Source organism: Amycolatopsis sp. NPDC005961 (assembly GCF_040629235.1).
Classification (GTDB): Bacteria; Actinomycetota; Actinomycetes; order Mycobacteriales; family Pseudonocardiaceae; genus Amycolatopsis; species Amycolatopsis camponoti.
In genome coordinates this window covers 1-21,017 of record NZ_JBEXVF010000010.1, presented here as the reverse complement: position 1 = coordinate 21,017, position 21,017 = coordinate 1, and the positions used below count along the sequence as shown (strand labels likewise).

21 protein-coding genes are annotated in these 21,017 nt (G+C 71.4%); 2 read left to right on the top strand and 19 right to left on the bottom strand.

The features are described 5' to 3' along the window. Positions 1-2: 2 nt before the first annotated feature. The 15 genes from ABZ342_RS11400 to pyrR all read right to left on the bottom strand — a co-directional run bounded on the left by ABZ342_RS11400 (position 3) and on the right by pyrR (position 15,599). On the bottom strand, positions 3-206 hold the full coding sequence (locus ABZ342_RS11400; protein ID WP_155542404.1) for a hypothetical protein: 204 nt from the start codon (positions 204-206) through the stop codon (positions 3-5). A 6-nt stretch (positions 207-212) separates the two neighbouring features. Next, positions 213-890 (bottom strand): Crp/Fnr family transcriptional regulator, encoded by a 678-nt coding sequence (locus tag ABZ342_RS11395; RefSeq protein WP_360471514.1) that lies wholly within the window; start codon positions 888-890, stop codon positions 213-215. A gap of 51 nt (positions 891-941) precedes the next feature. Further along, positions 942-3,044: a primosomal protein N' gene (locus ABZ342_RS11390; protein ID WP_360471511.1), complete on the bottom strand. Its 2,103-nt coding sequence runs from the start codon at positions 3,042-3,044 to the stop codon at positions 942-944. Between the two features lie 89 nt (positions 3,045-3,133). Beyond that, positions 3,134-4,336, bottom strand: coding sequence for a methionine adenosyltransferase (metK, locus tag ABZ342_RS11385; protein ID WP_196425431.1), 1,203 nt, complete (start codon positions 4,334-4,336; stop codon positions 3,134-3,136). 93 nt (positions 4,337-4,429) lie between these two features. Next, a complete protein-coding gene (gene coaBC / locus ABZ342_RS11380) occupies positions 4,430-5,650 on the bottom strand; it encodes a bifunctional phosphopantothenoylcysteine decarboxylase/phosphopantothenate--cysteine ligase CoaBC (protein WP_360471508.1) in 1,221 nt (406 codons plus the stop codon). Next, positions 5,643-5,912 carry a DNA-directed RNA polymerase subunit omega gene (gene rpoZ / locus ABZ342_RS11375; RefSeq protein WP_005152353.1) on the bottom strand — a complete coding sequence of 90 codons (270 nt, stop codon included), beginning with the start codon at positions 5,910-5,912 and terminating at the stop codon, positions 5,643-5,645. The genes coaBC and rpoZ overlap by 8 nt, the downstream gene beginning before the upstream one ends. Then, positions 5,909-6,577, bottom strand: a complete 669-nt coding sequence (gmk, locus tag ABZ342_RS11370; RefSeq protein ID WP_360471506.1) for a guanylate kinase — start codon at positions 6,575-6,577, stop codon at positions 5,909-5,911. Before gmk ends, rpoZ begins: the two co-directional genes overlap by 4 nt. Then, positions 6,574-6,891, bottom strand: coding sequence for an integration host factor, actinobacterial type (gene mihF / locus ABZ342_RS11365; RefSeq protein ID WP_013224622.1), 318 nt, complete (start codon positions 6,889-6,891; stop codon positions 6,574-6,576). Before mihF ends, gmk begins: the two co-directional genes overlap by 4 nt. A 107-nt stretch (positions 6,892-6,998) precedes the next feature. Next, positions 6,999-7,847 carry an orotidine-5'-phosphate decarboxylase gene (gene pyrF / locus ABZ342_RS11360; protein WP_360471504.1) on the bottom strand — a complete coding sequence of 283 codons (849 nt, stop codon included), beginning with the start codon at positions 7,845-7,847 and terminating at the stop codon, positions 6,999-7,001. Further along, on the bottom strand, positions 7,844-11,158 hold the full coding sequence (gene carB, locus ABZ342_RS11355; protein WP_360471502.1) for a carbamoyl-phosphate synthase large subunit: 3,315 nt from the start codon (positions 11,156-11,158) through the stop codon (positions 7,844-7,846). The genes pyrF and carB overlap by 4 nt, the downstream gene beginning before the upstream one ends. Beyond that, positions 11,158-12,279 carry a glutamine-hydrolyzing carbamoyl-phosphate synthase small subunit gene (gene carA, locus ABZ342_RS11350; RefSeq protein ID WP_360471499.1) on the bottom strand — a complete coding sequence of 374 codons (1,122 nt, stop codon included), beginning with the start codon at positions 12,277-12,279 and terminating at the stop codon, positions 11,158-11,160. Before carA ends, carB begins: the two co-directional genes overlap by 1 nt. Beyond that, complete coding sequence (locus tag ABZ342_RS11345) at positions 12,276-12,770, bottom strand: transporter (RefSeq protein WP_360471496.1); 495 nt, start codon at positions 12,768-12,770, stop codon at positions 12,276-12,278. Before ABZ342_RS11345 ends, carA begins: the two co-directional genes overlap by 4 nt. Beyond that, positions 12,770-14,056, bottom strand: a complete 1,287-nt coding sequence (locus ABZ342_RS11340) for a dihydroorotase (RefSeq protein WP_360471493.1) — start codon at positions 14,054-14,056, stop codon at positions 12,770-12,772. The genes ABZ342_RS11345 and ABZ342_RS11340 overlap by 1 nt, the downstream gene beginning before the upstream one ends. Beyond that, complete coding sequence (locus ABZ342_RS11335) at positions 14,053-14,985, bottom strand: aspartate carbamoyltransferase catalytic subunit (RefSeq protein WP_086671159.1); 933 nt, start codon at positions 14,983-14,985, stop codon at positions 14,053-14,055. Before ABZ342_RS11335 ends, ABZ342_RS11340 begins: the two co-directional genes overlap by 4 nt. After that, the gene (gene pyrR / locus ABZ342_RS11330; protein WP_155542396.1) at positions 14,982-15,599 is read right to left on the bottom strand and encodes a bifunctional pyr operon transcriptional regulator/uracil phosphoribosyltransferase PyrR; all 618 of its coding nucleotides are present in this window, start codon (positions 15,597-15,599) and stop codon (positions 14,982-14,984) included. Before pyrR ends, ABZ342_RS11335 begins: the two co-directional genes overlap by 4 nt. 247 nt (positions 15,600-15,846) lie before the next feature. Here pyrR and ABZ342_RS11325 point away from each other — a divergent pair, with 247 nt between their 5' ends. Continuing rightward, positions 15,847-16,335 (top strand): helix-turn-helix domain-containing protein, encoded by a 489-nt coding sequence (locus ABZ342_RS11325; protein WP_003096372.1) that lies wholly within the window; start codon positions 15,847-15,849, stop codon positions 16,333-16,335. Between the two features lie 89 nt (positions 16,336-16,424). Here ABZ342_RS11325 and nusB read toward each other — a convergent pair whose 3' ends face one another. Genes nusB through ABZ342_RS11310 form a run of 3 tightly spaced genes read right to left on the bottom strand, consistent with a single transcriptional unit; the run spans position 16,425 to position 18,575 of the window. Beyond that, the gene (nusB, locus tag ABZ342_RS11320) at positions 16,425-16,880 is read right to left on the bottom strand and encodes a transcription antitermination factor NusB (RefSeq protein ID WP_360471489.1); all 456 of its coding nucleotides are present in this window, start codon (positions 16,878-16,880) and stop codon (positions 16,425-16,427) included. After that, positions 16,880-17,443, bottom strand: coding sequence for an elongation factor P (gene efp / locus ABZ342_RS11315; protein ID WP_155542394.1), 564 nt, complete (start codon positions 17,441-17,443; stop codon positions 16,880-16,882). The genes nusB and efp overlap by 1 nt, the downstream gene beginning before the upstream one ends. Positions 17,444-17,486: 43 nt before the next feature. After that, positions 17,487-18,575, bottom strand: coding sequence for a Xaa-Pro peptidase family protein (locus ABZ342_RS11310; protein ID WP_360471485.1), 1,089 nt, complete (start codon positions 18,573-18,575; stop codon positions 17,487-17,489). 62 nt (positions 18,576-18,637) lie between these two features. On the opposite strand from ABZ342_RS11310, the gene ABZ342_RS11305 reads away from it, so the two are divergent. Next, positions 18,638-19,228 (top strand): B-4DMT family transporter, encoded by a 591-nt coding sequence (locus ABZ342_RS11305; RefSeq protein ID WP_360471483.1) that lies wholly within the window; start codon positions 18,638-18,640, stop codon positions 19,226-19,228. Between the two features lie 57 nt (positions 19,229-19,285). Here ABZ342_RS11305 and ABZ342_RS11300 read toward each other — a convergent pair whose 3' ends face one another. After that, positions 19,286-20,767 carry a beta-xylosidase gene (locus tag ABZ342_RS11300; RefSeq protein ID WP_360471901.1) on the bottom strand — a complete coding sequence of 494 codons (1,482 nt, stop codon included), beginning with the start codon at positions 20,765-20,767 and terminating at the stop codon, positions 19,286-19,288. Positions 20,768-21,017 lie beyond the last annotated feature (250 nt).

The following is a 21,017-nucleotide window of genomic DNA, read 5'->3' as shown; positions in this document are numbered from 1 at the left end:
GGCTATTCCTTGTCGTCGGTTCGCGATGACAGGCCACGCCCGATCAGGCCACGCATGGCCTTGATGATCTGGGGGCGTTCCGCCGGCTTGCTGTTCCGGATCGCGGCTTTGAACATCATCAGCCTGACGATCTGGTGGACGACAGTCCCGATCGCCAGCATCGCGAGGACCCAGCCGCTCGAAGGGTGCTCCAGCACGGACAGCACGGCTGATCACCACGACGACATGGGCCGGCCACCGGCTATCCGGCGCAGCCCTTCGGCATCGGTGACGCGGAGGACGAGGCGCCCGGTGTCGATCAAACCGCTCTGCTTGAAAACGCGGACGATCTTCTTGGTCGCTTCCAGGGAGGAGCCGCTCAAGGATGCGAGGTCCTTCTGGCTCAGTCCGATGGTCGGCACCCCGTCGACGACCTCGCAGATGCCGTTCCCGATCAGTTCGGTGAGTGCCTTGGCGATCCGCCGTTCCATCGCGAGGTCGGAATCCGAGATCTTCCGCGTCGCTTGAGCGAGCCGCTTGCGGACCGCGGCGTGCAGGGCTTGCTCCGCGGGTCGGTTCTCGTCGAGGAACTTCAGCAGTTCGGCCGCCGGAACGTGCAGCGCCTCGACGTCACCCCAGGCGGTCACGGTGGCCGACCGCGGCTCGTCGTCGATCACTCCCAGCTCGCCGACCGTCTCCCCCGCCCCCCGGAAGGCCACGATCCGTGCCGGCTGACCGGTGGAGACCTGCACGTGTCCCTTCCTGATGAGCAGCAGGAAATCGCTGTCCTCCCCTTCGCGCATGAAGACGTGGCCGTCGCCGCGCCGCAGCACGCTACCAACACCCTCAAGAGTGCGGATCTCTTCCTCGTCGAGAAGCCATCTGCTCTCGTCTGCGTGCGCTTCGGCCATGAGTTGAGTGTAAAAGTACCTTTTGATCGTAGGCAAGAGGCACTCTTGCGGCTAGATGAGGTCCAGCGGATCCACCTGGACGCGGATCGGTTCCGTCGCCTTCTTGGCGTCCCGCCGGGCCGCGGCCGCGTGGATCGAGGACGACAGCGCCTTGCCCTCCGCGCGGGATACCCGCACCAAAGCCCGCTCCCGTGCGGCATTCCCGTCCTCGTCGATCTCCCCGAGCGGGACCGGGCCCAGTACCTCCCCCGACGACGGCAGCGGCAGGTCGTCGAGGAAGCCCGCCACCGCGTCCGGGCTTCCCTCGACGCTCGCCATCCGCATCGCCGGCGGGAAGCCCAGCTCACGACGTTCCGACAGCTCCTGCCCCGCGTGCCACGCCGGGTCCCAGCGGACCAGTGCCTGGACCACCGGCATCCCCGCCTCCGCTCCGACGATCACGCGGCCGCCCGAGGCGGCGGGGCGGACCAGGGAGGCCGCCGCCATCCAGCGGCGCAACGCCTCCTCCCCCGCCCGCAGGTCCTGACGCCCCAGCAAGGCCCAGCCGTCCAGCAGCAGTGCCGCGCCGTAGCCGCCCTCGGCCACCGGTTCCGCTCCCGGCGTGCACACCACCAGCGCCGGCTTGCCCGGGACCGAGGCCAGGACCTCCGCCGCTCCCGAGGTGCGAACCGGGATGCCCGGGAACGCCCGCCCCAGCTCCTCCGCCGTCCGCTTCGCGCCGACGATCACCGCGCGCAGGCGGACCGAGCCGCACGCCGTGCAGCGGAACGCCGTCTCCGGGACTCCGCACCAGCGGCACGCCGGGGGTTTCGGCTGCCCGTCCACCGACCCGCCGGGCAGCGCCAGCGGCCCCGCGCAGCGGCGGCAGTGCGCCGGCGTGCGGCAGTTGCCGCACGCCAGGCCCGGGACGTACCCGCGCCGGGGCACCTGGACCAGCGTCGGCAGGCCCGCCGCAAACGCTTGCCGCGCGGCTTCGAACGCCACGGCCGGCAGCCGGGCGACGCGCGCCGCCTCGTCTCGGGCGACGTCGAAGTCCTCGCCGACCGGGGTGACGCGGGGCGCCGCCGACCGCAGCACCGTGCGGTCGGCCAGGACCGGCACGGCCCAGCCCGACTCGACCAGCAACTGGGCCTCCGCCGTCCGGGCGAACCCGCCGACCAGCAGCGACGCCTTCGCCGCATGCGCGCGGTCCATCAGCACGTCGCGGACGTGCGGGTAGGGCGCGTGCGGGTCGAGGTGCAGGTCGTCGCCGTCGTCCCAGACGACGAACAGGCCGGGGTCGTGGACCGGCGCGAACATCGCCGCCCGGGTGCCGACCACCACGCGCACCGCGCCGCGCAGCACCGCCAGCCAGCGCCGGTACCGCTCCGCGGGCCCGAGGCCGGCGATCAGCGCCACCACGGCGTCCTCCCCCACCAGCGCCGCGCAGTCCTCGTGCACCCGGGTCAGGTCGCGGTGGTCCGGGACCACCAGCACCGCGCCCCGCCCCGCGGCGGCCACCGAAGCGGCGGCCTCGGCGAGCCGGCGTGGCCAGTCCTCGCCCGGCAGGGCCTGCCAGACGGCGTTCGCGGGCTTGCCCTCGGCCAGGGCCTCCAGGAACGCCGGACCACGCTGGTAGCGCCCCCAGGCCGTCGTGTCGGGTGCTTCGGGCAGCGCCACGGGCGCCGGCGGCGGTTCGGCCTCGGCCTTCGCGTGGCGGGGCGGGATCGCCAGGCGCAGGACGTCCGACAGGGTGCCGCCGTAGCGGTCGGCGACCGCGCGGCAGACCGCGTGCGACGACGGCGGCAGCACCGCCTCGGGCGACGTCACGCGGTCGAGGAACGCCAGCTTGCTGCCGTAGTCGCTGGTCTCGCCGCGCTCGATCAGGTAGCCGTCGACGAGCTGCCCGGCGAACCGGACGCGCACGCGGCAGCCGGGCACGGCGGTCTCGTGCAGCTTCTCCGGCACGAGGTAGTCGAAGGTGCGGTCGAGGTGGGCCAGCGGGATGTCGACGACGATCCGCGCGACCGGCCGCTCGGGCGCGGGCGACTGGGCCCCCTTGGCCTTCTGGCCGGGCTTCGCCGGTTTCCGGGCACGCGAGGGCGCCGCCTTCGCCGGAGCGGGAGGCGGCTTCTCCGGGAGCTCCCAGAGAGCGGCGGGCTCGGAACTACTCACGCCGTGATCTCTACCAGACCCCTCCGACATCCCGGACGCCAGGAAGGCCACCTCGAAGAGCTTCGAGGTGGCCTTCACCGGATCGTGCGTCAGGCTCCCGCGGCGTTCTTCAGCGCCTCGGCGCGGGCCGTGCTCTCCCAGGGGAGGTCCAGCTCGGGCCGGCCGAAGTGGCCGTACGCCGCCGTCGGGGCGTAGATCGGGCGAAGCAGGTCGAGATCGCGGATGATCGCGGCGGGCCGCAGGTCGAAGACCTCGGTGATGGCCTGCTGGATCTTCGACGGGTCGACCGTCTCGGTCCCGAACGTCTCGACGAACAGGCCGACCGGGGCCGCCTTGCCGATCGCGTAGGCGACCTGGACCTCGGTCCGCGACGCCAGCCCGGCGGCGACGACGTTCTTGGCCACCCAGCGCATCGCGTACGCGGCGGAACGGTCGACCTTGGACGGGTCCTTGCCGGAGAACGCGCCGCCACCGTGGCGGGCCATGCCGCCGTAGGTGTCGACGATGATCTTGCGCCCGGTCAGGCCGGCGTCGCCCATCGGGCCGCCGATGACGAAGCGGCCGGTCGGGTTGACCAGCAGCCGCGCGCTGGAGGTGTCGATGCCCAGCGCGTCGATCTCGGGGCCGACCACGTGCTCCTTGACGTCGACGCTGAGCATCCGCTCGAGGTCGATGCCGTCGGCGTGCTGCGAAGACACGACGACCGTGTCGAGGCGCACCGGCTGGTCGCCGGCGTACTCGATGGTCACCTGGGTCTTGCCGTCCGGGCGCAGGTACGGCAGCACGCCGTCCTTGCGGACCGCGGTCAGCCGCTTCGACAGCCGGTGCGCCAGCGCGATGGGCAGCGGCATCAGCTCGGGGGTGTCCGAGCAGGCGTAGCCGAACATCAGGCCCTGGTCGCCGGCACCCTGGCGGTTGATCTCGTCTTCGTCGGACTCGACCCGCGACTCGTACGCGGTGTCGACGCCCTGGGCGATGTCGGGCGACTGCGAGCCGATCGCGACGTTGACGCCGCACGAGTTGCCGTCGAAGCCCTTGGCCGAGGAGTCGTACCCGATCTTCAGGATGACGTCGCGGACGATCGTGGGGATGTCGGCGTACGCCTCCGTGGTCACCTCGCCGGCGACGTGCACCTGGCCGGTGGTGATCAGGGTCTCGACCGCCACGCGGCTGCGCGGGTCCTTCGACAGCAGACCGTCGAGGATCGAGTCGCTGATGGCGTCGCAAATCTTGTCGGGGTGCCCTTCGGTCACCGACTCCGAGGTGAACAATCTGCTGCTAGACGCGGTCACGGTGGCCGTCACTTCCTCACCTTGTCGTCGGATGCCCCGAAACTTAGGCACCCCTTACCTGTGCAAGCGTACTGACTATCGCTCGGAGGACGGTCAACGCTTCATGAAGCTCACTACAGCGTCCCACAGAGTGGACGCGAGTTCGGCTTTCGCGCCCAAGGGGATGGGGATTTCCGTGCCGTCGGAGCCGAGCAGCCAGCCCGAATTGTCCTCCGTGCCGAACGCCTTGCCGTCGCCGACGGCGTTCACGACCAGCAGATCCGCGCCTTTTCGCTTGAGTTTCACGCGGGCGTGGTCGAGGACGTCGCCGTGCTCGTCCCCGGTTTCCGCGGCGAATCCCACGACGACCTGTCCGGGACGCCGGTTTCGCACCAGTTCGGCCAGGATGTCCGCATTGCGGTCAAGAGTAATGACCGGGTCCGGCTGATCGTCGGACTTCTTGATCTTGTGGTCGGCCCGGTTCGCCGGCCGGAAGTCGGCGACGGCGGCGGCCATCACGACGACGTCGGCGGTCTCGGACGCGGCGTGCACCGCCTGTCGCAGCTCCTCCGCCGTCGAAACGTGCGAGACGGTCGCGCCCGCCGGGTCCGGCAGCGCGACGGTGTGGGCGGTGACCAGGGTGACCTCGGCGCCGCGCTGGGCGGCGACGCGGGCCAGCGCGTAGCCCTGCTTGCCGGACGAGCGGTTGCCCAGGTAGCGGACCGGGTCGAGCGGCTCGCGGGTGCCGCCCGCCGACACCACGACGCGGACCCCTTCGAGGTCGCGCGGGAGGGCGTCCGGCCGGGCCAGCAGCAGCCGGGCGAGGTCGACGATCTCGGCGGGGTTCGCCAGGCGGCCCTTGCCGGTGTCGACGCCGGTCAACCGGCCGGAGTCGGGCTCGGTGACGATCGCGCCGCGCGAGCGCAGCAGGGCCACGTTGGCGCGGGTCGCGGGGTGCTCCCACATCTCCGTGTGCATCGCCGGGAAGAAGGCGACCGGGCACCGGGCGGTGAGCAGGGTGTTCGTCAGCAGGTCGTCCGCGAGGCCGTGGGCGGCCTTGGCGAGCAGGTTCGCCGTGGCCGGGACGACCAGGACGAGATCGGCTTCCTTGCCGACGCGGACGTGCTGCACCTCGGGCACCTCGGTGAACACGCCCGTGTGCACGGGGTGCCCGGAGAGGGCTTCGAAGGTGGCCGCGCCGACGAAGTTCAGCGCGGCTTCGGTGGGGACCACGCGGACGTCGTGACCGGATTCGGTCAGTCCGCGCAGCACCTCACAGGCCTTGTAGGCGGCGATGCCGCCGCCCACGCCCAGGACGACCTTGGGCTTACTCACCCTCGGTGTGCTCGAGCAGGCCGCCGTGGATCTCGCGCAGCGCGATCGAGAGCGGCTTCTCGCGCGGGCCCGGCTCGACGAGCGGGCCGACGTACTCGAGCAGGCCCTCGCCCAGCTGGGCGTAGTAGTCGTTGATCTGGCGGGCACGCTTGGCCGAGTAGATCACCAGCGCGTACTTCGAGCTGACCTTCTCGAGCAGGTCGTCGATCGGCGGGTTGGTGATGCCCTCGAGCTCTTCGTGCAGCGTCGCCTGAGTCGTCACTCTTGGTGCTCCGAATCTGTGGGACTACCGGCGGCAAACTGCTCGCCGGTAATCAAGTTTAGCAAGTGCTCAGCGGCCTCTCGCACGTCGGCGTTGACGACCCGGTGGTCGAACTCGCCGGCGGCGGCCAGCTCACGCTCCGCTTCGGCCAGCCGGGCCTGCACGGCGGCCTCGTTCTCGGTGCCGCGCCCGGTGAGCCTGCCGACCAGTTCGTCCCAGGACGGCGGCATCAGCATCACCAGCCGGGCCTCCGGCATCGCCGCGCGGACCTGGCGGGCGCCCTGCAGCTCGATCTCCAGGATGGCCGGGCGGCCGTCGGCGAGGGCCTTCTCGACCGGCTCGCGGGGGGTGCCGTAGCAGTTGCCGGTGAACTCGGCCCACTCGAGGAGCCGGCCGTCGGCGACCATCGCGTCGAACTCGGCGCGGTCGACGAAGTGGTAGTGCGCGCCCTCGACTTCGCCGGGGCGGGGCTTGCGCGTGGTCACCGAGACGCTGAAGTAGATGTCGGGCTCCAGCTTCCGCAGCTCGCCCACCACGCTCGACTTCCCGACCCCCGAAGGCCCCGATACGACGGTGAGCCGGTGCCGGGGGATGTCCCCCGTCACCGGCTCACTGCCGCGGTCGGCGCCCCGGTTCACCGGGTAGTCACGACCGGCGCCGTTCACTCGCCGCTGAACTCGGCCAGCAGCGCCTTGCGCTGCCGGTCGCCGAGGCCGCGAAGGCGACGGCTGGGGGCGATCTCCAGTCGTTCCATGGTCTGCTGCGCGCGGACCTTGCCGACGCCCGGAAGGGCCTCGAGCAGAGCCGAAACCTTCATCTTGCCGAGGACTTCGTTCTCCTCGGCCTGCTTCAGCACGTCGACCAGAGTGGTACCGCCCCGCTTCAGCCGCTCCTTCAGCTCAGCACGGATCTTGCGAGCGGCGGCGGCCTTCTCCAGCGCCGCAGCGCGCTGTTCCTCTGTCAGCTGGGGAAGTGCCACGTTTTCCTCCGGTAGTTCTCAAATCTGGGTGGGTGACGCGACGGTACCCACCCGTGAGCACCGGCCACAATGCGGGGGTGCCTGGTGGGACCCCGTTCCGGGCCCTGCTATTGGTCGTTTTCCTGCGGGTCGGCCAGCACTTCGGCGACCCGTTCGACCGCTTGGCGCAAAGCCGCTTGCTCCGGACCGTGCTTCAGGATGTCGCGAGACGACGCGGGCAGCACTCCCGGCAGGGATGCGCCGAAGAGCGCCTTCAGATCGGCCACAGTGGCTCCCTGGGCCCCGAAACCGGGTGCCAGCACGGGTCCGTTCAGCCGCGAGAGGTCGAGCTCCCCCGGCGGAACCGTGGCGCCGACCACCACACCCACATCGCCGAGCGGCCCCGCGGATGCGTTGAGCGCCGCCGCGGAGTCGACGATCGCCTGCGCGACGGTGCGGCCGTCGGGCAGTTTCGCGTTCTGCACTGCGGCCGCTTCGGGGTTCGAAGTTCGCGCAAGCACGAAGATGCCGCGCCCCGCGGCGACCGCCGTTTCGGCGCATTGGGCCAAAGAGCCGAACCCGAGGTACGGCGAAACGGTGATCGCGTCGGCCGCGATCGCCGCCCCGTCGGCCACGTACGCGGCCGTGTACGCCGCCATCGTGGAGCCGATGTCGCCGCGCTTGACGTCCAGCAGCACCAGAGCGCCGGCTTCGCGCGCGGTTTCGACGACCCGCTCCAGCACGCGGACGCCCGCCGCACCGAAACTTTCGAAGAACGCCGACTGCGGCTTCACGATCGCCGTGCGCGCCGCCAGGACCTCCGTGGCGGACAGCGCGAACCGTTCCAGGCCCGAAGCGTCCACCGGGAGCCCCCAGGCCTCGAGGAGGCCCGGGTGGGGGTCGATCCCGGCGCACAGCGGGCCCCGGTCCGCGACGGCTTTCGCCAGCCGCGCCCCGAAGCGCTCCCGCGTGCTCACGACTTCGCCTTCAGCGCCGCCTGCAGCTCCTGCAGGGACTTGACCCCGATGTCGCCCCGGATGAGCGCCTCGATGCCGTGCACGGCCGCCGCGGCGCCCTGCACGGTGGTCACGCACGGGATGTCGCGCGACACCGCGGCGGTGCGGATTTCGTAGCCGTCGACGCGCGGACCGCTGTTGCCGTAGGGAGTGTTGATCACCATGTCGACGTCGCCGTTCAGGATGACGTCCACGATGTTCGGCTCGGCTTCGGTCGAGCCCTGGTAGTGCTTGCGCACCACCGAGCACGCGACCCCGTTGCGCCGCAGCACTTCCGCGGTGCCGGACGTGGCGAGGATCTCGAACCCGAGGTCCGCCAGGCGCTTCACCGGGAAGACCATCGAGCGCTTGTCGCGGTTGGCGACCGAGACGAACACGCGCCCGGACGTCGGCAGCGAGCCGTAGGCCGCGCTCTGGGACTTGGCGAACGCCTTGCCGAAGTCGACGTCGACGCCCATCACCTCGCCGGTGGACTTCATCTCCGGACCCAGCAGCGAGTCGACGCCGTGGCCTTCGGGCGTGCGGAAGCGGTGGAAGGGCAGCACGGCTTCCTTGACCGCGACCGGCGAGTCGGCCGGCATCTGCCCGCCGTCGCCGTCGGACGGCAGGACGCCGCTCTCGCGCAGGTCCTTGATCGTCGAGCCGGTCATGATCAGCGCGGCCGCCTTCGCCAGCGGCACCGCCGTGGCCTTGGACACGAACGGCACCGTCCGCGACGCCCGCGGGTTGGCCTCCAGCACGTACAGGACGTCGTCCTTGAGCGCGTACTGGACGTTCAGGAGCCCGCGCACGCCCACGCCCCGCGCGATCGCCTCGGTGGAGCGGCGGACGGCCTGCAGATCGGTGTGCCCGAGCGTGATCGGCGGCAGCGCGCACGAGGAGTCGCCGGAGTGGATGCCGGCCTCCTCGATGTGCTCCATCACGCCGCCGAGGTAGAGCTCTTCGCCGTCGAACAGCGCGTCGACGTCGATTTCGATGGCGTCGTCGAGGAAGCGGTCCACGAGCACCGGGTGCTCGGGGGTGATCTCGGTGGCGCGGCTGATGTACCCGGCGAGGGTCTCCTCGTCGTAGACGATCTCCATGCCGCGCCCGCCGAGGACGTACGACGGCCGGACGAGCACCGGGTAGCCGATCTCGTCGGCGATCCGCTTGGCGCCCTCGAACGACGTCGCCGTGCCGTAGCGCGGCGCGGGCAGCCCGGCGTCGGTGAGGACCTCGCCGAACGCGCCGCGGTCCTCGGCCAGGTGGATGGCCTCCGGCGGCGTCCCGACCACCGGGACCCCGGCGTCGGCGAGCCGCTTCGCCAGGCCCAGCGGGGTCTGGCCGCCGAGCTGGACGATGACGCCGGCGACCGTGCCGGACGCCTGCTCGGCGTGCACGACCTCGAGGACGTCCTCGAAGGACAGTGGCTCGAAGTACAGCCGGTCGGACGTGTCGTAGTCGGTGGACACGGTTTCCGGGTTGCAGTTGACCATGACGGCCTCGAACCCGGCCTCCCGCAACGCGATCGCCGCGTGCACGCAGGAGTAGTCGAACTCGATGCCCTGGCCGATCCGGTTCGGGCCCGAGCCGAGGATGAGCACCTTCGGCTTCTCCGTCTGCGCCGCCACTTCGGACTGCGCTTCGGGGTCGGACTCGTAGGCCGAGTAGTGGTACGGCGTGTTCGCGGCGAACTCCGCCGCGCAGGTGTCCACGGTCTTGAACACCGGCCGCACGCCGAGGCGGTGGCGCAGCGTGCGGACGCCGTCCTCGCCGGCCAGCTCCGGCCGCAGCGCGGCGATCTGCCGGTCGGACAGCCCGGTGCGCTTGGCGCGGCGCAGGAGATCGCCGTCGAGCACCGGGGCGTCGCGGACCTCGGCGCCGACCTCGCCGATGTAGGCGATCTGGTCGATGAACCACGGGTCGATGCCGGAGGCCTCGTGGACCTCCTGCACCGAAGCGCCCAGGCGCAGCGCCCGTTCGACTTCGTACAGCCGGCCTTCGTGCGGCGTGCGCAGGGAGTCCAAAGTGGACTCCACCGTGACGCCATCGGGGTCGGGCAGCGTCCAGAACCCGGTCGCCTTGGTCTCGATCGACCGCATCGCCTTGCCGAGCGCCTCGGGGAAGCTGCGGCCGAACGACATCGCCTCGCCGACGCTCTTCATCGTCGTGGTCAGCGTCGGGTCGGCGCCCGGGAACTTCTCGAAGGCGAACCGCGGCATCTTGACGACGACGTAGTCCAAAGTGGGCTCGAACGCCGCCGGGGTCTCGCCGGTGATGTCGTTCTGGATCTCGTCGAGCGTGTAGCCGATGGCGAGCTTCGCGGCGATCTTGGCGATCGGGAAGCCGGTCGCCTTGCTCGCCAGTGCGCTGCTCCGGGACACGCGCGGGTTCATCTCGATGACGACCATCCGGCCGTCTTCGGGGTTGATCGCGAACTGGATGTTGCAGCCGCCGGTGTCGACGCCGACCGCGCGCAGCACGTCGATGCCGACGTCGCGCATCACCTGGTACTCGCGGTCGGTGAGCGTCATGGTCGGCGCCACGGTGACGGAGTCGCCGGTGTGCACGCCCATCGCGTCGACGTTCTCGATCGAGCAGACGACCACGACGTTGTCACTGCGGTCGCGCATCAGCTCGAGCTCGTACTCCTTCCAGCCGAGCACGCTCTCCTCGATGAGCACCTCGGTGACCGGCGACTCGTCGAGGCCGGTGGAAGCGAGCCGTTCCAGGTCTTCGGGCGTGTGCGCCATGCCGGACCCGAGCCCGCCCATGGTGAACGACGGCCGGATGACGACCGGGAGGCCCAGCTCCTTCACCGTGTCCCGGACCTCGTCCATGGTGTTGCAGACGCGGCTGCGCGGGGTCTCGGCGCCGACCTCGGCGACGATGTTCTTGAACTTCTGCCGGTCCTCACCGCGCTGGATGGCGTCGATGTCGGCACCGATCAGCTCGACCCCGTACTTGGCGAGCACGCCGCGCTCGTGCAGCGCGACGGCGCAGTTGAGCGCCGTCTGCCCACCGAGCGTGGCGAGGATCGCGTCGGGGCGTTCGACGGCGATGACCTTCTCGACGAAGTCCGGCGTCACCGGCTCGATGTAGGTCGCGTCGGCGAACTCGGGGTCGGTCATGATGGTGGCCGGGTTCGAGTTCACCAGTGACACGCGCAGGCCTTCGCTGCGCAGCACCCGGCAGGCCTGGGTCCCGGAGTAGTCGAACTCCGCGGCCTGCCCGATCACGATCGGCCCGGAGCCGATCACCAGCACGTGCTGGATGTCCGTCCTCTTCGGCATCAGGCCTTCTTCTCCATGAGCGAAACGAAATCGTCGAACAGGGGCGCCGCGTCGTGGGGGCCGGCCGCGGCTTCGGGGTGGTACTGCACCGAGAACGCCGGGACGTCGAACGCCCGCAGGCCCTCGACCGCGCCGTCGTTCGCGCAGTAGTGGCTGACCTGAGCCGCGCCGAAGGGCGACTCGAAGCGCTGCCCCGGCTCGCCTTCGAGGGCGAACCCGTGGTTCTGCGCCGTGATCGCCACCTGCTTGGTGGCGACGTCGATCACCGGGATGTTGATGCCGCGGTGGCCGTAGCGCATCTTGTACGTCCCGAGGCCGAGCGCGCGGCCGAGGACCTGGTTGCCGAAGCAGATGCCGAACAGCGGGATCTCGCGGCCCAGTACCTGCTTGGTCAGCTCGGTCGCGTGCGTCGTCGTGGCCGGGTCGCCCGGGCCGTTGGACAGGAACACGCCGTCCGGCTCGATCGCGAGCAGCTCGTCCAAGGTCGACGTGGAGGGCAGCACGTGCACCTCGATGCCGCGCTTGACCATCTGCCGCGGGGTGTTGGACTTGATGCCCAGGTCCAGCGCGACCACCCGGAAGCGCGTCTCGCCCTCGGCCGAGACGACGTACGGCTTCGGCGTGGTGACCTGGCCGGCCAGGTCGGCGCCCTCCATCTTCGGGCTGGCGAGCACCTCGGCGACCATCTCGTCGACGGTGCCCAGCGCGTCGCCGGAGAAGACCCCGGCGCGCATCGCGCCCAGCTCGCGCAGGTGCCGGGTCAGCGACCGGGTGTCGACCTCGGCGATGCCGACGATCCCCTGGTTCACCAGCTCCTCGTCCAGCGTGCGCTTCGAGCGCCAGTTGGACGGCGTGCGGGCCGGGTCGCGGACGACGTAGCCGTTGACCCAGATCTTCGAGGACTCGTCGTCCTCGTCGTTCCAGCCGGTGTTGCCGATCTGCGGCGCGGTCTGCACCACGATCTGCCCGTGGTAGGACGGGTCGGTCAGCGTCTCCTGGTAGCCGGTCATGCCGGTGCAGAACACGGCCTCGCCGAGGCTTCGCCCCCGCGCGCCGTAGGCAGCGCCGCGGAACACCCGGCCGTCTTCGAGCACCAGTGCGGCCTGAGCGCGCGCGTTCACTGGGCACCTCCCTTGATCTTCAACTGTTCGATCCACTGTGGATAGTCGTCGAGGTCGTCGCCGCGGAAGCCGGTGTCGACCTCGGTTTCGCCGGCCCGCCAGGTGAGCACCAGCAGCGCGTCCGTGCCCATCACCTTCCCGGCGATCTTGGTGTCGCGCCGGACGCCGGTGACCGCGTCGCGCGGGATCCAGAAGTCGGGCGCTCCCCCGCGTTCGACCGCGACACCGCCCTCGTGCAGCCGCAGGACCGCGCCGGTGCGCAGACCCGCGCCGCGGGTGACGACCCGGTTCTGCCACTCCCCCGCGAACGTCGTCGCGACGTAGACACCGGTGGACTCCAGCAGGACGTCCCCCGGCTCCGCGGGGATGGCGGGGAACGGCGGCACCTGAACGCTCTGCGAGCGCGCCTTGCGCCGCCAGCCGACGTACATGCCCCACAGGCAGAGCAGGAAGAAGGCGACGATCGCCAGCACCAGCCAAAGGCGTTCCATCAGCAGACCTTCCCGTCCCGCGCGGTGAGCCGCCCGCGCAGCAGCGTCGCGGTCACCACACCGGGGAGCCGCATTCCCTCGTACGGGGTGTTGGCGGCGATGCTGGCCAGCTCCGCGCCGCGGACCGTCCACTCGGCGTCCGGGTCGACCAGCGTCAGGTTCGCGGGCTCCCCGACGGCGATCGGGCGGCCCTGGTCGGCCAGGTTCCCGATCTCCGCGGGGCGCTCGCTCATGACGCGGGCGACGCCGCGCCAGTCGAGCAGCCCGGTGCGGACCATGGTCTCGGCCACGATGGACAGTGCCGTCTGCAGCCCGAGCATGCCCGGCCGCGCCGCGCTCCACTCCGTGTCCTTGTCCTGCACCGCGTGCGGGGCGTGGTCGGTGGCGACGCAGTCGATGACGCCCTCGGCCAGCGCGGTCCGCAACTTCTCCGCGTCGGATTCCGTGCGCAGCGGCGGGTTCACCTTGTTGACTGGGTCGTAGGTGGCCAGGCGCTCGTCGGTGAGCAGCAGGTGGTGCGGCGTGACCTCGGCCGACACCTTGGTGCCGCGGTCCTTCGCCCAGGCCAGGACGTCCGCGGTGCCCGAAGTGGACACGTGGCAGACGTGCAGCCGCGCGTTCGCGTGCCGGGCCAGCAGGCAGTCGCGGGCCACGATGGACTCTTCCGCGGCGGCCGGCCAGCCGGTGTAGCCGAGCCGGGCCGCGCGCTCGCCCTCGTGGGCCTGGGCGCCGACGGTCAGCCGCGGCTCCTCGGCGTGCTGCGCGATGACGACGTCCAGCGCGGTCGAGTACTCCAGCGCGCGGCGCATCAGCAGCGGGTCGGCGACGCAGAGGCCGTCGTCGGAGAAGACCTTCACCTGGGCCTGCGACTTCGCCATCGTGCCCAGTTCGGCGAGCTTCTCGCCCTTGAGCCCGACGGTGACCGCGCCGACCGGGTGGACGTCGACCAGGCCGACCTCCTGCCCGCGCCGCCACACGTGGTCGACGATCACGGCGTTGTCGGCGACGGGGTCGGTGTTGGCCATGGCGAACACCGCGGTGTACCCGCCGAGCGCCGCCGCGGCCGAGCCGGTCTCGATCGTCTCGGTGTCCTCGCGGCCGGGTTCGCGCAGGTGGGTGTGCAGGTCGACGAACCCCGGCAGCAGCACCTGGCCACCCGCTTCGACGATTTCGGCGTCCTCCGGGACGTCGACGGTGCCGATCCCGGTGATCACCCCGTCCTCGACGAGGACGTCGACCGGGTCGCCTTCGCCGTAGGGGCGGGCGCCCTTGATCACGGTGCTCACGCGGCGGCTCCTTCGCTGGCCAGCAGGTGGTAGAGGACCGCCATGCGCACGTGGACGCCGTTGCGGACCTGTTCGGTGATGGCCGAGGCCGGGGAGTCGGCGACCGCGCTCGCGATCTCCATCCCGCGCAGCATCGGGCCGGGGTGCAGGACGACCGCGTGCTCCGGCAGCAGCTTCTGCCGCTTCTCCGAGAGGCCGTACGCGATCGAGTACTCGCGGGCGCTCGGGAAGAACCCGCCGTGCATCCGCTCGGCCTGAACCCTGAGCATCATCACCGCGTCGACCGCGGGCAGCTCGGCGTCGAGGTCGTGCGAAACGGTCACCGGCAGGCTCTCGACGCCGTAGGGCAGCAGCGTCGGCGGCGCGACGAGGACCACCTCGGCGCCGAGCGCGGAGAGCAGGTGGATGTTCGAGCGGGCGACGCGGCTGTGCAGGACGTCACCGACGATCGCGATCCGGCGGTCCTTGAGCGAACCGAGCCGCTCGCGCAGGGTCGCCGCGTCGAGCAGCGCCTGCGTCGGGTGCTCGTGGGTGCCGTCGCCGGCGTTGACCACCGACGTGCCGGGCTCGGCGAGCCACTCCGAGAGCCGCTGGGCGGCACCGCTGGCGGGGTGCCGGACGATCACGCAGTCGGCGCCCGCGGCGGCCAGCGTCAACGCCGTGTCGCGTAGGGACTCGCCCTTGTTGACCGAGGAGCTGGACGCGGAGACGTTGATCACGTCGGCGCTCATCCACTTCCCGGCGATCTCGAACGAGACCCGCGTACGCGTCGAGTTTTCGTAGAACAGGGTGATCACCGTGCGGCCGCGCAGCGTCGGCAGCTTCTTGACCTCACGGCCGAGCAGGGTGTGCTTCAGCTCGTCGGCGGTGTCCAGCACGGCCGTGGCCAGCGCCGGGTCCAGCCCGTCGGTGGCGAGCAGGTGCTTCACGAGTCTTCTCCAGGTACTTCTTCGGTCGGGCCGCTTTCCGAGGGACGGAGCAGCACCGCGTCGCGGCCGTCGATCTCGGCCAGCAGGACGGACACGCCCTCGGTGCGGGCGGTCGGCACGTTCTTGCCCACGTAGTCGGCGCGGATCGGCAGCTCACGGTGACCTCGGTCGACGAGGACGGCCAGCTGCACCGCGCGGGGGCGGCCGTGATCACGGAGGGCATCGAGCGCGGCCCGGATCGTGCGGCCGGAGAAGAGGACGTCGTCGACCAGGATCACCACCCGGTCGTCGATGCCGTCGGCGGGCAGCTGCGTCTGTTCGAGCGCGCGCGGCGGGCGGCGGCGGAGGTCGTCCCGGTAGAGGGTGACGTCGAGGGCGCCGGTCGGCGGGCGGACTCCGGAGAACTCGCCGATCTTGTCGGCGAGGCGCGCCGCGAGGGGAGTGCCGCGGCTGGGGATCCCGAGCAACACGGGCGGGGTAGTGCTCTCCGCACCGTTCGCGGTCTTTTCGATGACCTGATGGGCCATTCGGGCGATCGTGCGCGCGACATCGCCGGCCGTCAGGAGCTCGCGCTCCCCGGCCGAACCAGCCGCGCCACGCGGACGTGACGACACTTCGGACTCCTTCCCCGCCTCACCGGACGGGTCCTTAAAGGACGTCTGTTCCCCTGCTGGTCGGGGCTTTCCCACCGACAGTAGCAGGCACTTTGCTCAGTCTTACGGGTGGTGTGGCGTGATTCGCGGCAAGCTCCTGCTTGACCTGGTGACAACAATGCGTAACCATTACTCTGAGTATTCGACTCGAAGAGTCCCCTGGACCGGTCACCCCGACCGGAGGGGGTGGAGAACGGAGAACGACCAGATGGGCGATTACGCCAAGGCGCTCGGGGCCAAGCTCCGCGGGATCCGCCAGCAGCAGGGCCTGTCCCTGCACGGGGTCGAGCAGAAGTCCGGTGGGCGCTGGAAGGCCGTCGTCGTCGGCTCGTACGAGCGTGGCGACCGTGCCGTCACCGTGCAGAAGCTGGCCGAGCTGGCCGACTTCTACGGCGTGCCGGTGGTCGAGCTGCTGCCCGAGGGCCGGGTCCCCTCCGGCGCGGAGCCCGCCACCAAGATCGTGATCAACCTCGAGCGCCTGCAGCAGCTGCCGGCCGAAAAGGTGGGCCCGCTGGCCCGCTACGCGGCGACGATCCAGAGCCAGCGCGGCGACTACAACGGCAAGGTGCTCTCGATCCGCACCGAGGACCTGCGGTCCCTGGCGATCATCTACGACATGACCCCGGGCGAGCTCACCGAGCAGCTCATCGACTGGGGTGTGCTCCCGCCGGAGGCGCGGCCGTCCAAGGAGGACTGATTCCGGGTGTGCTGTGCCGACAGCAGTGAGCGTTCCCGGTGGGGGCACCGGAGACGCTCACTGACTTCGTCGGGGGGCTCGCAGCAGACCTACAGGACGGCGCGGAGGCGGTCGGCGATCGTGCCGATCCGGCCCAGCACGCCGTTGACGAACCGCGGCGAATCGTCCGTGGAGAGTTCCTTCGCCAGGCCGACGGCCTCGTCGATCGCGACCGGGTCCGGCACGTCCCCGGCCCAGAGCAGCTCGTAGACCCCGACCCGCAGCACCGCGAGGTCGACCTTCGGCATCCGCTCCAGGGTCCAGCCCTGCGCGTGCTCGGCCAGCAGCTCGTCGATCTGCGTCTTCCGGGCGGTCACGCCCTCGACCAGGCTGATCGTGTAGTCCCCGATCGGGTCGACCTCGGTCGCGCCGACCCGGTCGGCCAGCAGCGTGACCGCGTCGGCGTCGCGCTGCGAGGCCTCGTACAGCATTTCCACCGCGCGACGGCGCGCCTGCCTGCGGCTGATCGCGCCGCCGCGGTTGGGGTGGGGCTTCGACGTCGGCATCAGCTGGAGACGCGGCCCAGGTAACGGCCGTCGCGGGTGTCGACCTTGATCTTCTCGCCGGTGGACAGGAAGAGCGGGACCTGGATCTCCGCGCCGGTCTCCAGCGTCGCCGGCTTGGTGCCGCCGGTGGAGCGGTCGCCCTGCAGGCCCGGGTCGGTGTGCTGGATGACGATCTCGACCGAGGTCGGGAGCTCGACGTAGAGCGCCTCGTTCTCGTGCACCGCGACCTGGACCTCGGTGTTCTCGAGCATGTAGTTGGCGTTGTCGCCGACGACCGCGGCCAGCACCGTGATCTGGTCGTAGGTGTCGCCGTCCATGAACACGAAGTCCTGGCCGTCCTTGTACAGGTAGGTCATGTTCCGGCGGTCCACCGTGGCCGTCTCGACCTTCGTGCCCGCGTTGAACGTCTTGTCGACCACCTTGCCGGTGAGCACGTGCTTGAGCGTCGTGCGCACGAAGGCGCCGCCCTTGCCCGGCTTGACGTGCTGGAACGCGGTGACGGTCCACAGCTGGCCCTCGAGGTTGAGGACGAGCCCGTTCTTCAGGTCGTTGGTCGTGGCCACGAGCTTGCAGTCTCCTGTGTCGATCTACGGTTCGCGGCCGCTGTCAGACGACCACGAGGTTCTTGGTGCTCAGGGTGAGGAGTTCGGGCTCCCCAGCCCGCACGACGAGCGTGTCCTCGATGCGCACGCCACCGCGCCCCGCGAGGTAGACGCCGGGCTCGACGGTGACCGCCATACCGGCGGACAGTGTACCGACGCCCGTCGCGGCGAAGCTGGGCGCCTCGTGGATCTGCAGGCCGACGCCGTGGCCGAGACCGTGCGCGAAGTGCTCGCCGTGCCCGGCGTCCGCGATCACCCCGCGCGCCGCGGCGTCCACATCGGACACCTCGGTGCCCGGCACGACGGCGCGGACCCCGGCCGCCTGGGCGGCGTGCACGAGGTCGTACACCTCCCGCTGCCAGTCCGCGGGTTCGCCGAGGACGAAGGTGCGGGTCATGTCGGAGTGGTAGCCGTCGACGGTCGCGCCGAAGTCCAGCTTGACGAAGTCGCCGCGCTTCAGCTGGGCGTGCGTCGGCTGGTGGTGCGGGATGGCCGAGTGCGCGCCGGCGGCGATGATGGAGGCGAAACTGGGCTCGGCCGAGCCGTGCTCCAGCATCCGGTTCTCCAGGTCACGGGCGATTTCCAGCTCGGTCCGGCCGGGCCGCAGGCCGCCGGCGGCGACGAGGTCGTCCAGCGCCCGGTCGGCGGCGGCGCAGGCCTGGCGCAGCGCCTCGATCTCGGCTTCGTCCTTCACCAGCCGCAGCTTCTCGACCAGCCCGGGGGTGCGTTCGAGGGCGACGTCCTTCTTGAGCGACTCGTACTCTTCGACGCTGACGTGCTGGCTCTCGAAGCCGACGCGGCCGTAGGTCCTGGCGTCCTTCGCGGCTCTCGCGACGAGGGCGGCGGCGCTGGCCCGGTCGACGACCTTGTCCAGGTCGGGCACCTCGGCGGCCGACTGGGTCGTGTAGCGGCCGTCGGTGCAGAAGAGCGTCTTCCCGTCGCCCTCGGCGTGCAGCAGCACGGCGGCGTTCGAGCCGGTGAACCCGGTGAGGTAGCGGATGTTGAGCAGATCGGTGACCAGCAGCGCGTCGACACCGGCTTCGGTCAGAAGCCCGCGCAGCGCCGCCCGGCGTCGTCCATGGGTTTCGGGCACGTCCCCAGCCTAGTGGGCGCTGGCGAAGCGACTCGCCAGTAACCTGGCCTACACTCCGCAGGATGAGCGCTTGGGTGATCCGCGGACTCGGGATGGCGGTGCTCCACGGCGTCGCGCTGACGCTGCTGGCCAAGTACGCCGTGTACCACCCGACGGACCAGACGCTGATGGTTTCCCTGACCCTGGCGGCGCTGGTCGGCGCGGCGGCGCTGTGGAGCGCCCTGGACGCCTGGCGTGACGTCCCCGACCGCGGCCGCGCGTGGTTCATCGCGGCGCTGGTGGCGGGGGTCGTGTCGGGGATCCTGTACGTGATCGGGCGGGCGGTGTTCGTCGACCAGACGGGCGTGTCGGAGCTGGGCGGGGCGTTGACCGGCGGGGCGGCGTTTTCGGCGCTGCTGGTGCTGGTGCCGGCCGGGCTGGGGCTTTTCGTGGGTGGGCGGATCGGGCGGACCCGGCCGTCGGAGGAGGACGATGCGGAGCGCGAGGTTTCTTCGCCTTCGCCCGCGCCTTCACCGCGTCCGCGCCGGCGGGTCCGGGTGGACGGCTCGGAAGCCTCGCCTCAGCCTCGTCGGCGGGTCAGGGCGGACGACCCGGAACCCTCGCCGCGACCGTCTCCGCGGATGCGGCCTCGCAGCGGGGAACCCCGCACCTAGCACGCGGTCTCCCACCGCAGCGCGGCGTCGGTTCTCGCCGATGAGCTGCCTCCGGCGTCAGCCGACCAGTGACGCGCCTTGCGGGTAGCCGTCCCATTGGGCGTCCGTCACCGGGTGGGCCGCCGAGCCGTTGCCGGCAACGAGCGCCGCGTCCGGGACTCCCCACAGGCGGCGGTCGTCGAGGACCAGTGCCAGGCCGCGGCCGGGGGCCCGGACCGACTCCGCGCCCGAGCGCAGCCGCGTCGCCACCGGCAACGCCGCCACCTCGGGCGGTTCCTTCTCCAGCAGCTCGCCGGCCAGGGCCGCGGCCACGCCGCGCCGGTCGACCCGCACCCGCTGCCCGGCGCGGACCAGGTCCATCGTCCGGTCCGGCGACGGCATCGTCACGCCGTCGAACGTGGCGGCCACCCGGCCCGGGTTCGCGCAGGCCTGGCTCCCCACCAGGTCGAGCCCGAAGTGCCGCAGGGCGGTCGGCGCGCCGGCCCCGCCGATCGCGGTCGCGCGCACGACGTCGAACGGCACCCGGTCGCACGGCGCGGCCGACGACAGCGGCGCGTGCCCGTCCGCGCGGCGCACCAGCCCTGGCCCCTCCTTCCACGGGCCCGGGATGACGACCGCCCGGTACGGGTTGTCGGTGAAGTCCGCGGTCCAGAACGTCAGCGTCGTCCCGGTATCGGTCTCGTGCGCGATGACGAACGCGTCGAGCGCGCCCACCCACATCAGGTCCGCGCTGAACCCCTCGACCACCGACCGGCCGCGCGGCGCGGCGGTCGTGGCCACCGGCACGAACCCGCCGACGTCGAGGGCCTGGACCCCGGCCCCGAACGCGGGGTCGTGCGACCGGAGCACGAACTGCCCGGCGCCGTTCCACGCCGCGGCGCGGCCGGTGGTGTCGGTGAACATCAGGTAGAACCAGCCGTCCAGGTAGACGGCCGAGGGCTGGCCGGCGCCGTAGACGTTGGCGCGGTGCACGTCGTGCGACGGTCCGAGGATCGGCTTCCCGCCCGCCGCGCGGGTCCAGTGCACGCCGTCCGCGCTGGTGGCGAGCCCGACGGCGTTGCCGAGCGCGTGGTCGCCTGCCGCGCCGGTGTAGTAGAGGTAGTAGGTCGAGCCGACGCGCAGCACCGACGGGTCGCAGGTGTGCATGCCGTCGAACTGCCCGGGAGCGCCGGAGAAGACGGCGGCCGGGATCCCGCCGCCGGGCCCGGCGAACGGCCCGTCGATCGACTGGGCCTGGGCGTAGAGGATGTCGTCGCCGGCGGGTCCGGCGCCGCCGTACTGGCTGCACCACCACATCCGGGTCTGCCCGCGGTCGAGCATGACGGACGGCCCGTAATTGTAGACGGCGTCCGCACCACCCGCGGCGATCACGCCACCACTCTCCCGGGGGTCACCCGAAGCGAGCTTGACGTCGACCGGCCGCGGCGGGGAGCCGGTCTTTCCTCCAGCGATGGCCGGATTGTCCCCGGCCGCCTGAGGCTGGGCGTAACCCTCGGTGCACCCGGCGACGAGCAGCCCGGCCAGGACACTGGCGAGCAGGGCACGAGCGGGTCGCCGACCCCCACGACGAAACGGGCGCACGACATCGGAGTGTAGCGAGACCGAACCCGTCCGAGTGATGGCACGCCTGGTCGGCGGTCATCCGTTCGCGCCCAAGATCGCGGGCGCAGCAGGGGGTTCGCAGTGTGCGCCGGTCAGGCCGGTCGTGAGTGGGGAACAGGGTTAGAACACTGTTTCCCACACAACCCCCGCCCCGGCGTGCCCCCCCGTGCATCTGTACAAGCCCAGC

Bases quoted from the DNA above. Each gene is read 5' to 3' on its own strand.
- ABZ342_RS11305 (WP_360471483.1), top strand. From the start codon at position 18,638: ATGAGCGCTTGGGTGATCCGCGGACTCGGGATGGCGGTGCTCCACGGC.
- ABZ342_RS11395 (WP_360471514.1), bottom strand. From the start codon at position 890: ATGGCCGAAGCGCACGCAGACGAGAGCAGATGGCTTCTCGACGAGGAA.
- carB (WP_360471502.1), bottom strand. From the start codon at position 11,158: ATGCCGAAGAGGACGGACATCCAGCACGTGCTGGTGATCGGCTCCGGG.
- ABZ342_RS11325 (WP_003096372.1), top strand. From the start codon at position 15,847: ATGGGCGATTACGCCAAGGCGCTCGGGGCCAAGCTCCGCGGGATCCGC.
- ABZ342_RS11345 (WP_360471496.1), bottom strand. From the start codon at position 12,770: ATGGAACGCCTTTGGCTGGTGCTGGCGATCGTCGCCTTCTTCCTGCTC.
- nusB (WP_360471489.1), bottom strand. From the start codon at position 16,880: ATGCCGACGTCGAAGCCCCACCCCAACCGCGGCGGCGCGATCAGCCGC.